A 12,645-nucleotide genomic window follows, 5' to 3' on the forward strand; every position below is an offset into this window, starting at 1 on the left:
CGTCCCGCCGCAGTACACCGCCGCCCACGATCGCGCCCCGCGCGACCGCGTCGCCCCGGAGGAGACGGGAATGTCCCAGATCGAGAAGTCGCGGCCGCAGCCGCAGCACACGCCGCAGCACTCGGAGCTGCCCCCCGAGTCCCGCCGGAAGCCCCGGCCCGAACCCCGCGAGAAGGGCACCCGCCGCACGGCGGTCCGCCGGGACCTCTCCGCCTCGATCGTCGTCTTCCTGCTGGCCGTCCCGCTGTCGCTCGGCATCGCCCTCGCCACCGGCGCGCCGCCCCAGGCGGGCCTGGTGGCCGCGGTCGTCGGCGGCATCGTCGCCGGGCTGCTCGGCGGCGCGCCGCTCCAGATCAGCGGCGCGGCGACCGGCCTGCTGGTGGTCACCGCCGACCTCGTCCAGCGCTACGGCTGGCGCGCCACCTGCGCGATCACCGTCCTCGCGGGCCTCGTGCAACTCGCCCTCGGTGCGGCCCGCGTGGCGCGCGCCGCACTGGCCATCAGCCCGGCGATCGTGCACGGCATGCTGGCCGGCATCGGCGTCACGATCGCGATCGGACAGCTGCACGTGGTGCTCGGCGGCAGCCCCGACAGCTCAGCGCTCGACAACGCCGCCGCGCTGCCCGGACAGTTGGAGCATCCGCATCTCGCCGCGCTGCTGATCGGCACCGTCACCGTCGCCGTGCTGGTGGGCTGGGGCCGGCTGCCGGGCCGCGTCGGCCGCTGGGCGCGGATGGTGCCCGCCCCGCTGGCCGCGGTCCTCGCCGCGACGGCTGCCAGTGCGGGGATTGCCGTTCCCCGGGTCGATCTGCCGTCCTGGCAGATGCCCGAGCTGCCGGCGCTGCCGGACGCCTCCGTCCCCGCCATCGCCGCCGCGGTGCTGACCGTCACCCTCGTCGCCAGCATGGAGTCGCTGCTGTCCGCCGTGGCGGTGGACCGTCTCGCGGCCGAGCAGCCGGGTGCTCCCGTGGCCCGGGCGCACCTCAACCGCGAGCTGGCCGGTCAGGGCGCGTCCAACGCCGTGTCCGGGTTGCTGGGCGGCTTTCCGATCTCCGGGGGCGCGATGCGCGGCTCGGCCAATGTGAAGGCCGGTGCGGTCAGCCGCCGGTCCACCGTGCTGCACGGCGTCTGGGTGCTGGTGTGTGCCGGTCTGCTGGCCGGGGCCCTGGAACAGATCCCGCTGGCCGCGCTCGCCGCGCTGGTCATGGTCGTCGGCATCCGGATGGTGAGCTTCGCGCACATCCGGCATGTGCAGCGGCACCGCGAATTCCCGGTGTACGCCGCCACCTTGGGTGCGGTGGTCGTCCTCGGCGTGTTGCAGGGTGTGGCGACGGGCATCGCCGTCGCGGTCTTCCTCGCCCTCCGGCGGCTGACGCACACCCGCATCACGGTGACCGAGGAAACCGACAGCCACCGGGTCCGCGTCACCGGCCAGTTGACGTTCCTGGCCGTGCCGCGGCTGACCCGGACACTCGCCCTGGTGCCCCCGCAGGCCAATGTCGTGGTCGAGCTGTGCGGCTCGTTCATGGACCACGCCGCCTACGAAGCGCTGCAGACCTGGTCGACCGCGCATCAGGCGCACGGCGGCTGGGTGACCCTCGGCGGCCGCTCGCGTCGGCCGATCGCCGAGCCCGCCAGTGCGCACGCCTGCCGGCCGTGGACGCCGTGGCGCAATCACCACTGCACCCGCCCGGCTCCGGCCCGCGAGTCCGTGCCGGAGTCCAGTGGCAGCCAGCTGATGGGCGGCGTGAGCGCGTTCCAGCGCCACACCGCTCCCCTGGTCCGCGAGGAGCTGGCCCGGCTGGCGCGCGAGGGCCAGCGACCCACCCAGCTCTTTCTGACCTGCGCGGACTCCCGGCTGGTGACGAGCATGATCACATCCAGCGGGCCGGGCGACCTGTTCACCGTGCGCAACGTCGGCAACCTGATGCCGCCGCCCGGCTCGGACAGCTCCTGCGACTCCGTCGGGGCGGCGATCGAGTACGCCGTCGATGTGCTCCAGGTCGGCTCCATCACGGTCTGCGGCCATTCCGGATGCGGCGCCATGGCAGCGCTGCTCACCTCCGCACCGTCCGGTTCGCAGGCGGGACCGCAGGGCGGCTCGCACGGCGGGGTGCCATCCGCCGACGCGACCCCGCTCGCCCGTTGGCTGCGGCACGGCCGGCCGAGTCTGGCGCGCATGGAGCGGATCGGACGGCTCGGCAGGGGCGAAGTGGCGCTCTCCGAGCGGCCGGTGGCCGACGATCAGGAGCGGCTGGCCCTGGTCAACGTCATGCAACAGCTCGATCACCTGATGGCGCACCCCTGCGTGGCCCGCCGGGTCGCCGAGGGCTCGCTCGCGCTGCACGGCATGTACTTCCACGTCGGCGAGGCCCAGGCGTACGTCCTGGACGAGCCCAGCGGACGGTTCTGCGCGGTGCGCGCCGAAGCAGCTCCGGTCACGGTCTGACCTGCGAAAGCACCCGTTCGGACAGGAGAAAACGACAGGTCTACACCAATTTACCCGGGCGGCCCTTGTCAGGGGTGGCCACGGGCTGATGAGCTATGGCCTGGGACACATCGGACGCCCTGGGAATGGGAGATGTCGTGAGCAACGAAAGCCTGGCCAACCTGCTCAAGGAGGAACGGCGGTTCGCGCCGCCTGCCGAACTGGCCGCGAACGCCAACGTCACGGCAGCCGCGTACGAAGAGGCCGCGTCGGACCGCCTCGGGTTCTGGGCGGAGCAGGCCAAACGCCTGTCCTGGGAGACCGCGCCCACCCAGACGCTCGACTGGTCCAACGCGCCCTTCGCGAAGTGGTTCGCCGACGGCAAGCTCAACGTCGCCTACAACTGCGTGGACCGTCATGTGGAGAACGGCCTGGGTGACCGGGTCGCCATTCACTTCGAGGGCGAGCCCGGCGACACCCGCGCGATCACCTACGCCGAACTGCAGCGTGAGGTGTCCAAGGCGGCCAACGCACTGATCGAGCTCGGGGTACGGACCGGCGACCGGGTCGCCATCTACCTGCCGATGATCCCGGAAGCGGTCATCGCCATGCTGGCGTGCGCCCGTCTGGGCGCCCCGCACTCCGTGGTCTTCGGTGGCTTCTCCGCGGACGCGCTGGCGACCCGCATCAACGACGCCGACGCCCGCGTCGTGATCACCGCCGACGGCGGCTACCGCCGCGGCAAGCCGTCCGCTCTCAAGCCCGCCGTGGACGACGCTCTCACCAAGCCCGGTACGGAGAACGTCCGCAGCGTGCTCGTCGTGCGCCGCACCGGCCAGGAGGATGTCGCCTGGACCGAGGGCCGGGACGTGTGGTGGCACGAGGTCGTCGACCGGCAGAGCGACCGGCACACGCCCGAGGCGTTCGACGCCGAGCACCCGCTGTTCATCCTCTACACCTCCGGGACGACGGGTAAGCCCAAGGGCATCCTGCACACCACCGGCGGCTACCTCACCCAGGTGTCGTACACCCATCACGCCGTCTTCGACCTCAAGCCGGAGACCGACGTCTTCTGGTGCACGGCCGACGTCGGCTGGGTGACCGGCCACTCGTACATCACCTACGGCCCGCTCTCCAACGGCGCGACCGAGGTGCTCTACGAAGGCACGCCCGACACCCCGCACCAGGGCCGCTGGTGGGAGATCGTGCAGAAGTACGGCGTCACGATCCTCTACACCGCGCCGACCGCGATCCGTGCCTGCATGAAGTGGGGCGACGACATCCCCGCGAAGTTCGACCTGTCCTCGCTGCGCGTCCTGGGATCGGTGGGCGAGCCCATCAACCCCGAGGCGTGGATGTGGTACCGCAAGCACATCGGGGCGGACACCACGCCGATCGTCGACACCTGGTGGCAGACCGAGACCGGCGGGATGATGCTCACCCCCCTGCCGGGCGTCACGGCGACCAAGCCGGGCTCCGCCCAGCTGCCGTTGCCCGGTATCGCCGCGACCGTCGTCGACGACGACGCCAACGAGGTGCCCAACGGCGCGGGCGGCTATCTCGTGCTGACCGAGCCGTGGCCGGCCATGCTCCGCACCATCTGGGGCGACGACCAGCGCTACCTCGACACCTACTGGTCCCGCTTCGAGGGCAAGTACTTCGCCGGTGACGGCGCCAAGAAGGACACCGACGGCGACATCTGGCTGCTCGGCCGGGTGGACGACGTCATGCTGGTGTCCGGCCACAACATCTCCACCACCGAGGTGGAGTCGGCGCTGGTCTCGCACCCGAAGGTGGCCGAGGCGGCGGTCGTCGGCGCGACGGACCCGCAGACCACCCAGGCCATCTGCGCCTTCGTCATCCTGCGCGGCGGCGCCACCGACGAGGACGAGGGCCTCGTCGACGAACTGCGGGCGCATGTCGCGCAGCAGCTCGGCCCGATCGCCAAGCCCAAGCGGATCCTGCCCGTGGCGGAGCTGCCCAAGACTCGCTCCGGCAAGATCATGCGGCGCCTGCTGCGCGACGTGGCCGAGAACCGCGACCTCGGTGACGTCAGCACGCTCACCGACTCGTCCGTCATGGATCTGATCCAGACGAAGCTGCCGAGCGCGGCCAGCGAGGACTGAGCGGTCGACCGCACGAGCTGAGGGGCACCGTCCATTTCGGGCGGTGCCCCTCCGCCATTCCGGCAAGGGCTCCCCGCCGTTCGTTCGCCGCAAGGAGACTCCCGGCAGCCGCCGCACCCGTGGCGCGCCCGACACGCTCGGCGGCCCCCCCGGCCCCCGGCCCCCCGGCTCCGACGCACCGACGCACCGACGCACCGACGGCATCGCATCCGCCGACCGGAAGCCCAATATGCCCGTAAACTCCCTATTGTCGGATCGCCGCTCGCCCGCGCCGGGTAAGGTAGGAACCGCGTCAATGAAACGCTAAGAACTCTGGGTGCGCCGGGAAGTCTGGTCGGCAACTGCAACAGCCGTACACAGCTGCCGAAATGGCCGGAGGTCACCGCGTGAGCGCCCCCCAGAACCGTCGTTCCACCTTCCTCGGACGCATGTCGCTGCCCGAGCGGAACTTCATCGCGGACACTCTGCGCGCCGAGACCGTGGGCGGCGTCCTCCTCCTCGCCGCCTCCGTGGTGGCCCTCATCTGGGCCAACACCCTGAGCGGCAGCTACGAGTCCGTCCGCGACTTCCACCTCGGCCCCGCCTCCCTGGGCCTGGACCTCTCCATCCAGCACTGGGCCGCCAACGGCCTGCTCGCCGTCTTCTTCTTCGTCGCGGGCATCGAACTCAAACGCGAACTGGTCGCCGGTGAACTGCGGGACCCCAAGGCCGCCGCCCTCCCGGTGATCGCCGCGGTCTGCGGCATGGCGATGCCCGCGCTCGTCTACGTCGTCGTCAACGCCATCGGCGGCGGCTCGATGGAAGGCTGGGCGGTCCCCACCGCCACCGACATCGCCTTCGCGCTCGCCGTGCTCGCCGTCATCGGCACGTCCCTGCCGTCCGCGCTGCGCGCCTTCCTGCTCACCCTCGCGGTCGTCGACGACCTCTTCGCGATCCTGATCATCGCGGTCTTCTTCACCTCGAAGATCAACTTCCTGGCCCTCGGCTTCGCCTTCGTCGGCCTCGGAGTCTTCTATCTGCTGCTGCGCAAGGGCGTCCGCGGCTGGTACATCTACCTCCCGCTCGCGCTGGTCATCTGGGCCCTGATGGAGAACAGCGGGGTGCACGCCACGATCGCGGGCGTCGCGATGGGCCTGATGCTGCGCTGCTCCCGCCGCGACGGCGAGGAGCACTCCCCCGGCGAGCACATCGAGCACCTCGTGCGCCCGCTCTCGGCCGGCCTCGCCGTGCCGCTCTTCGCCCTCTTCTCCGCCGGCGTGTCCATCTCCGGCGGTGCGGTCCACGAGGTCTTCACCCGGCCGGAGACGCTCGGCGTCGTCCTCGGCCTGATAGTCGGCAAGGCGCTGGGCATCTTCGGCGGGACGTGGGTCACCGCCCGCTTCACCAAGGCGGAGCTCAATCCGGACCTGAAGTGGCCGGATGTCTTCGCGGTGGCGTCGCTGGCCGGCATCGGCTTCACCGTCTCGCTGCTCATCGGCGAACTCGCCTTCACCGAGGACCTGGAGCTGGCCGACGAGATCAAGGCGTCGGTGCTCATCGGCTCGCTCCTCGCCGCGGTCTTCGCGGGCATCCTGCTCAAGGTCCGCAACAACAAGTACCGGGGACTGTGGGAGGAAGAGGAGCGGGACGAGGACCAGGACGGCATCCCCGACATCTACGAACAGGACAAGCCCGAGTACCACTTGCGGATGGCCGCGATCCTCGAAGCGAAGGCCGCGGAGCACCGGCGCCTTGCCGAAGTGGCCGCCGACGCACGCACCGGGGACGATGGTCCGGCATGATCTGAGAGGCTTGATTTTTCCGGTGACGAGATGAGGGAGACGGCGATGAGCACTGCCGACGACGGCGCGGACCGCAGCCTCGGGCAGCTGGTGGCATCGGCCACCGCCGAGATGTCCGCACTGGTCCACGACGAGATCGCGCTGGCCAAGGCGGAGCTGCGGCAGGACGCCAAGCGTGCGGGCATCGGCGGCGCGGCGTTCGGCGCGGCCGGGGTACTGGCGCTGTTCGCGCTGCCGGTGCTGAGCTTCGCCGCCGCCTACGGCATCCACAACCTCGGCCTCGGGCTCGCCTGGTCCTTCCTGATCGTGGGCGGCGCCTTCCTGGTGGTCGCCGGTCTGCTGGTGCTCATCGCGATGGCCAAGCTCAAGAAGATCAAGAAGCCTGAGAAGTCCATCACCTCCGCCAAGGAGACCGCGGCCGTACTGCAGAAGGCCAAGCCCCACCCGCGTCCGGCGCCCGTGGAGCACCCGGTCCTGGAGTCTGTGACACGCTCATCGGTATGACTGCCCCCGACAGCACCACCTCGGTCGTCCAGCTCGACATCCCCGGCGGGAAGGAGCTGTCGCACCGCGACGTCGCGGCGAACGGCGCGCGCTTCCACATCGCCGAGATGGGCGACGGCCCTCTGGTGCTGCTGCTGCACGGCTTCCCGCAGTTCTGGTGGACCTGGCGGCACCAACTCCCCGCGCTCGCCGACGCGGGCTTCCGCGCGGTCGCGATGGACCTGCGGGGCGTCGGCGGCAGCGACCGCACGCCCCGCGGTTACGACCCGGCGAATCTCGCCCTCGACATCACCGGGGTCATCCGGTCCCTGGGCGAGCCCGACGCCGCACTCGTCGGACACGACCTGGGCGGCTATCTCGCGTGGACGGCCGCGGTGATGCGGCCCAAACTGGTGCGCCGGCTCGCGGTGTCCTCGATGCCGCACCCACGGCGCTGGCGCTCGGCGATGCTCGCCGACGTCAAGCAGAGCACCCAGAGTTCGCACATCTGGAACTTCCAGCGGCCGTGGCTGCCCGAGCGCCGGCTGACCGCCGACGACGGGGCGCTGGTCGGCCGGATGATCCGCGACTGGTCCGGGCCCCGGATGCCGGACGACGAAGCCGTCGCCGTGTATCAGCGGGCGATGTGCATTCCCTCCACGGCCCACTGCTCGATCGAGCCGTACCGCTGGATGGTGCGGTCCATGGCCCGTCCGGACGGCATCCAGTTCAACCGGCGGATGAAGAAGCCGGTACGGGTCCCGACGCTGCATCTGCACGGATCGCTCGACCCGGTGATGCGCACCCGCAGTGCCGCCGGCTCCGGGCAGTACGTCGAGGCCCCCTACCGCTGGCGGCTGTTCGACGGCCTCGGACACTTCCCGCACGAGGAGGACCCGGTGGCGTTCTCGACCGAGCTGATCAACTGGCTGAAGGACCCCGAGCCGGACCGCTGACCGGGGCTCCCCGCCCGAGCGGGCCGGCGCCGTCCGGCCTCGGGCGGCAGGGCCGTTCGGCCGATCGGTGCGAACGTTCGTCTGACGAACAGCCAATTGCCCGGCGCATAGGCCAATTGGCGGCGGCCGGAGCGATTACGGACCTTGGGGCAAGGGCAGAGTCGTGTGTATGGGCTGGACGCACGACTACCGTGACGTGGCACGCAACCGCCGCAGCAGTGCCGCTGCAGTGGGCACTCGGGAGAGGGGCACGCCGGACCTCAGGTCCGCCGACTCCCCCGATCCCGCCCACCCGATGGGCATTCCCCTCATCCTGCGCCGCAGAGCGCGCTGGGTGAGCGCACGCCTGCGCCATCCTCGCGGCTGAGCCGCGCGGCGCAGGTCTCTCTTCTCCTTCGGCGCACCGCGCGGGGACCCTTGCGTCCCCGCGCCTGCGCCCTGACCCGCCTCAGATCGCGCAGCCCTGGCTGTCGACCTGCCGCTCGGCCGTACGCCCCTTGCTGATGTCCTCGCTGACTTCGTCGGCGGTCAGCGCATAGCCGGTGCGGGAGTCGTCCAGCGACTTCGCGAAGACCACGCCGTAGACCTCGCCGTTCGGTGTGAGCAGCGGGCCGCCGGAGTTGCCTTGGCGGACGGTGGCGTAGAGGGAGTAGACGTCGCGGCCGACCGTGCCCCGGTGGTAGATGTCCGGGCCGTTGGCCTGGATGCGGCCGCGGATACGGGCCGCGCGGACGTCATAGCCGCCGTTCTCCGGGAAGCCGGCGACGATCGCGTTCTTGCCGCTGTCCGCGTCGGCCCGGGCGAACCGCAGGGCCGGGGCGTTCAGTGACGGGACGTCCAGCACCGCGATGTCGCGCTGCCAGTCGTAGAGCACGACCTTGGCGTCGTAGCGCCGCCCCTCGCCGCCGACCTGCACGGTGGGCTCGTCGACGCCGCCGACCACGTGGGCGTTGGTCATCACGCGGTGCCGTCCGAAGACGAAGCCGCTGCCTTCGAGGACCTTGCCGCATCCGGGGGCCGTGCCGACGACCTTGACGATGCTTCGCTTGGCCTGCTCCGCGACCGGGCTGCTGGCCAGCCGGGGATCGGGCGCGGGCACGGAGGTGATCGGCTCGTTGGAGAACGGCGTGAAGACCTGGGGGAAGCCGTTCTGCGTCAGGACCGAGGAGAAGTCCGCGAACCAGGTGTTGGCCTCCGGGGGCATCACCCGGGACACACCGAGCAGCACCTTGGAATTACGGACCTCCTTGCCGAGCGTCGGCAAGGAGGTGCCGGCCAGGGCCGATCCGATCAGCCAGGCGACCAGCAGCATCGCCAGGACGTTGACCAGCGCGCCGCCGGTGGCATCCAGCGCCCTCGCCGGTGACCAGGTGATGTAGCGGCGCAACTTGTTACCCAGATGGGTGGTGAGCGCCTGGCCCACGGATGCGCACACGATCACGACGGCCACCGCGGCGATGGCCGCGAAGGTGCCGGGTGTCGCGTCGTCGGTGATCTCGTTCCAGATCACGGGCAGCAAGTAGACCGCGATCAGGCCGCCTCCGAGGAAGCCGATCACGGACAGGATGCCGACGACAAAGCCTTGCCGATAGCCGATGATCGCGAACCACACGGCCGCGACCAGCAGCAAGATGTCCAGGACGTTCACGCCCGACACCGTCTCACGAGCGCCAGTCGAGCGGGACCTGCTTGTCACGGTCCCACGGAATCTCCCAGCCCGCGTAGTGCAGGATGCGGTCGATCACGCCGGCCGTAAACCCCCATACCAATGCATTCTCGACAAGAAACGCGGGGCCGACGTGGCCACTGGGGTGACGTGTCGTCACGCGGTGACCGGGGTCCGTGAGATCCGCCACGGGCACCGTGAACACCCGGGCGGTCTCCGCCTGGTCGACCGCGCCGACCGGGCTCGGCTCCCGCCACCACCCCAGGACGGGTGTCACGACGAAGCCGCTGACGGGGATGTACAGGCGCGGGAGCACTCCGAAGACCTGGACACCGGACGGGTCGAGGCCGGTCTCCTCCTGGGCCTCCCGCAGCGCCGCACGCACCGGGCCGCCGCCCTCGGGGTCGCCGTCCTCCGGATCGAGGGCGCCTCCGGGGAAGGAGGGCTGGCCGGCGTGCGAGCGCAGGGTCCCGGCGCGCTCCATGAGCAGCAGCTCGGGGCCGCGCGGGCCGTGCCCGAAGAGGATCAGCACCGCGGACTGCCGGCCGCCGCTCTCGGGCGGCAGGAACCGGCTGAGCTGGCGCGGCTCGATGGTGCCGGCCGCGCCCGCCACCGGGGACAGCCACTCGGGCAGCCCCTCGGCCGTGACCGGCACGTCCCGGCCGGACGACGCCTGGCGGGTGCCGGTGTCCTCGCCGTAACTCTCCCGTGCTCTCGTCATCCGCGCCCCCTCAGGCCCTGGCTTCGATGGTTGGTTCCCCTCGGGGGCACTCCTGCCCGCGGCTCCGCAGCCGTCATGGGGCCGCCATCGGGGGCGCGGGCTGCCCCGGATAGTCCGCCGGCGGGTTCAGCCGCTGCCCCGGGCGGCCGCCCAGCTCGTACTTCAACAGCTTCTTCGCCTTCTCCGGGTCCGTCTCACCCTCGCCGTACGAGGGGCAGAGGGGGGCGATGCCGCAGGCGCCGCAGGCGGGCTTGCGGGAGTGGCAGACGCGGCGTCCGTGGAAGACGACGCGGTGCGAGAGCATCGTCCACTCGCTCTTGGGGAAGATCTCGGCGATCTCCGCCTCGACCTTCTCCGGGTCCTCCTGAGTGGTCCAGCCGAAGCGGCGCACCAGCCGGCCGAAGTGCGTGTCGACGGTGATGCCGGGGACGCCGAAGGCGTTGCCCAGCACCACATTGGCGGTCTTGCGGCCGACGCCGGGGAGCGTGACGAGATCCTCCAGCCGGCCCGGCACCTCACCGCCGAAGCGGTCGCGCAGCGCGGTCGACAGGCCGATCAGCGACTTGGTCTTGGCGCGGAAGAAGCCGGTGGGCCGGATCAGCTCCTCCAGCCGCTCCGGGGCCATCGCCGCCATGTCCTCGGGCGTCGGGCAGACGGCGAAGAGACCCGGGGTGGTCTGGTTGACCCGCAGGTCGGTGGTCTGCGCGGACAGCACCGTCGCGACCAGCAGCTCGAAGGGGTTGGTGAAGTCCAGCTCCGGATGGGCGTACGGATACAGCTCGGCCAGCTCGCGGTTCATCCGGCGGGCCCGGCGGACCATGGCCACCCGGGACTCCGGCTTGCCCGCCGGGGCCTTCCTGGCGGGCGCGGCGGCGCTCCCGGCCGAGGGAGCGGCCTTCTTCGCGGCGGTCTTCTTGGCAGAGGTCTTCTTCGCGGCGATCTTCTTGGCGGAGGTCTTCTTCGCGGCGGAGGTCTTTACCGCGGTCTTCTTCGCCGCGGTCTTCTTCGCGGGCTCGGCCGCCTGCCCGGCCGGCTGCCCGGCGGGCTTCTTCGCCGTCCCGCCTGCGGTCTTCCGTGCGGGTGCCTTGGCCACAGCCGCCTTCTTCGTCGCCGCGTCCTTGGTCGTCACGGCCTTTTCGGCGACCGTCTTCTTCTTCGCTGCGGCACGCTTCGGGGCGGCCTCATCGGCGGCGGCCTGCGCGCCCGCCACCGGCTTCGCGGGGGTTTCGTTCACGGCGGCCTTCTTCCCTGCCGAGCTCTTGCGTACCGAGTTCTCACCCGCCGAGATCCCCTTCGCGGAGATCTTCGGGGTAGCGTCCTTGACGATCACGTCCTGCGCTGCCGCTCGCGACGCGCCGGGCCTTCCCGCCGTCGCCGTCCGGGCGGACCTCACCCTGGAGGACGATTTGTTACCTTTAGCCGAATTCGAGGCACTTCTGGATGGCTGTTCGCCCACAGCGGAATCGGGCCCTGCGCTCACTCACTCAGCCCCCAGTCCTGTGCTCCCACCGGCGTATTGGACACTCGGCCAGACTAAGGCCACCCACTGACAACCGACTCGATCACTGTGATTCCTGACCCCAATCGGCCCCCTGCCGTATGGCTCGGGCCACGGGTCCGGCAAACTTGTGATTGATCGCACTGTTTTGCATTCCGGCATGATGGGGACCACAGTCCCCCGGAGCATGTCGACAAGGAGAGATCTCGTGGACGACGTTCTGCGGCGCGCACCGCTCTTCGCGGCGCTCGATGACGAGCAGGCGGCCGACTTGCGCGCCTCAATGGGAGAGGTCACGCTCGCCCGCGGCGACGCCCTGTTCCACGAAGGGGACCCCGGCGACCGCCTGTACGTGGTCACCGAGGGCAAGGTGAAGCTGCACCGCACTTCCCCGGACGGCCGGGAGAACATGCTCGCCGTCCTCGGCCCCGGAGAGCTCATCGGTGAGCTCTCGCTCTTCGACCCGGGCCCGCGCACGGCCACCGCCTCCGCGCTCACCGAGGTCAAACTCCTCGGCCTCGGCCACGGCGACCTCCAGCCCTGGCTGAACGCCCGCCCCGAGGTGGCCACGGCCCTGCTGCGTGCGGTCGCCCGCCGCCTGCGCAAGACCAACGACCAGATGTCCGACCTGGTCTTCTCGGACGTTCCGGGCCGCGTGGCGCGCGCCCTGCTGGACCTGTCGCGCCGCTTCGGCGTGCAGTCCGAGGAAGGCATCCACGTCGTGCACGACCTGACGCAGGAGGAGCTTGCCCAGCTGGTGGGCGCCTCTCGCGAGACGGTCAACAAGGCCCTCGCGGACTTCGCGGGCCGCGGCTGGCTGCGCCTGGAGGCACGCGCCGTGATCCTGCTGGACGTCGAGCGGCTGGCCAAGCGCTCGCGCTGATCCGTACGACCACCGGCACGCTCCGGCACACACTCGGAAGGACCCCGCTCCGGCGGGGTCCTTCGTGCGTCTCCCGGCCCCCGCCCGCCCGAGGAGCCGACGG

At 71.0% G+C, this 12,645-nt stretch carries 10 protein-coding genes; 7 read left to right on the top strand and 3 right to left on the bottom strand.

All coding sequences use genetic code 11. The features are described 5' to 3' along the window. The first annotated feature begins 70 nt into the window (after positions 1–70). From QOM21_RS16855 to QOM21_RS16880, 6 genes are all read left to right on the top strand, one after another. Complete coding sequence (locus QOM21_RS16855; RefSeq protein ID WP_407551000.1) at positions 71–2,449, top strand: SulP family inorganic anion transporter; 2,379 nt, start codon at positions 71–73, stop codon at positions 2,447–2,449. Between the two features lie 137 nt (positions 2,450–2,586). After that, complete coding sequence (acs, locus tag QOM21_RS16860; protein WP_407551001.1) at positions 2,587–4,554, top strand: acetate--CoA ligase; 1,968 nt, start codon at positions 2,587–2,589, stop codon at positions 4,552–4,554. Between the two features lie 386 nt (positions 4,555–4,940). Beyond that, complete coding sequence (gene nhaA, locus QOM21_RS16865) at positions 4,941–6,335, top strand: Na+/H+ antiporter NhaA (RefSeq protein ID WP_407551003.1); 1,395 nt, start codon at positions 4,941–4,943, stop codon at positions 6,333–6,335. A 45-nt stretch (positions 6,336–6,380) separates the two neighbouring features. Beyond that, positions 6,381–6,839 (top strand): phage holin family protein, encoded by a 459-nt coding sequence (locus QOM21_RS16870; protein WP_407551005.1) that lies wholly within the window; start codon positions 6,381–6,383, stop codon positions 6,837–6,839. Continuing rightward, on the top strand, positions 6,836–7,774 hold the full coding sequence (locus QOM21_RS16875) for an alpha/beta fold hydrolase (protein ID WP_407551007.1): 939 nt from the start codon (positions 6,836–6,838) through the stop codon (positions 7,772–7,774). The genes QOM21_RS16870 and QOM21_RS16875 overlap by 4 nt, the downstream gene beginning before the upstream one ends. A gap of 169 nt (positions 7,775–7,943) precedes the next feature. After that, positions 7,944–8,141: a hypothetical protein gene (locus tag QOM21_RS16880; RefSeq protein ID WP_393896548.1), complete on the top strand. Its 198-nt coding sequence runs from the start codon at positions 7,944–7,946 to the stop codon at positions 8,139–8,141. Between the two features lie 81 nt (positions 8,142–8,222). On the opposite strand, the gene QOM21_RS16885 is transcribed toward QOM21_RS16880, so the two are convergent. The 3 genes from QOM21_RS16885 to nth all read right to left on the bottom strand — a co-directional run bounded on the left by QOM21_RS16885 (position 8,223) and on the right by nth (position 11,395). After that, positions 8,223–9,422 (bottom strand): MarP family serine protease, encoded by a 1,200-nt coding sequence (locus QOM21_RS16885; protein WP_407551009.1) that lies wholly within the window; start codon positions 9,420–9,422, stop codon positions 8,223–8,225. 13 nt (positions 9,423–9,435) lie between these two features. After that, positions 9,436–10,161 carry an NUDIX hydrolase gene (locus QOM21_RS16890; protein ID WP_407551011.1) on the bottom strand — a complete coding sequence of 242 codons (726 nt, stop codon included), beginning with the start codon at positions 10,159–10,161 and terminating at the stop codon, positions 9,436–9,438. Positions 10,162–10,234: 73 nt separating this feature from the next. After that, complete coding sequence (nth, locus tag QOM21_RS16895; RefSeq protein ID WP_407551013.1) at positions 10,235–11,395, bottom strand: endonuclease III; 1,161 nt, start codon at positions 11,393–11,395, stop codon at positions 10,235–10,237. A gap of 472 nt (positions 11,396–11,867) precedes the next feature. Here nth and QOM21_RS16900 point away from each other — a divergent pair, with 472 nt between their 5' ends. Beyond that, the gene (locus QOM21_RS16900; protein WP_393896552.1) at positions 11,868–12,542 is read left to right on the top strand and encodes a Crp/Fnr family transcriptional regulator; all 675 of its coding nucleotides are present in this window, start codon (positions 11,868–11,870) and stop codon (positions 12,540–12,542) included. Positions 12,543–12,645: the final 103 nt, after the last annotated feature.

This window comes from Streptomyces sp. Pv4-95 (assembly GCF_045782725.1).
Lineage (GTDB): Bacteria > Actinomycetota > Actinomycetes > Streptomycetales > Streptomycetaceae > Streptomyces.